The sequence below is a fragment of the Pseudomonas sp. SWRI111 genome, assembly GCF_014268555.1.
In the GTDB taxonomy this organism is placed as follows: Bacteria; Pseudomonadota; Gammaproteobacteria; order Pseudomonadales; family Pseudomonadaceae; genus Aquipseudomonas; species Aquipseudomonas hamedanensis.
This window is the reverse complement of record NZ_JABWQQ010000165.1, coordinates 1-234: the sequence shown is the minus strand read 5'-3', so window position 1 is coordinate 234 and position 234 is coordinate 1. Positions and strand designations below refer to the sequence as shown.

Below are 234 nucleotides of genomic sequence, written 5' to 3'. Positions count from 1 at the left end.
ACTTTCTTTATTATATTTTTATATATTCAGAAGAACGGCAATGGAAAAAGAGAAAAATATTCCTTTCTATTTAATGTTCTTTCTAATTATTAGTGTTACCGTCTTACTGATGAAAACAGTAAGTGTATTTCAGCAATTTGAATATACAGAGATAGGCTATATCTTTCCGGCGGCAATGGCAGTAATGCTAATAAAAATATTAATGGAAGAAAAATCCGCCATTATGGTGACGAT

Annotated in this window: 1 protein-coding gene; it reads left to right on the top strand. The window is 29.9% G+C overall.

The annotated features are described in order from the left end of the window. Positions 1–40 precede the first annotated feature (40 nt). Positions 41–234 (top strand): hypothetical protein (locus HU755_RS27290; RefSeq protein ID WP_238350067.1); only part of this gene is annotated, 194 nt, incomplete at its 3' end.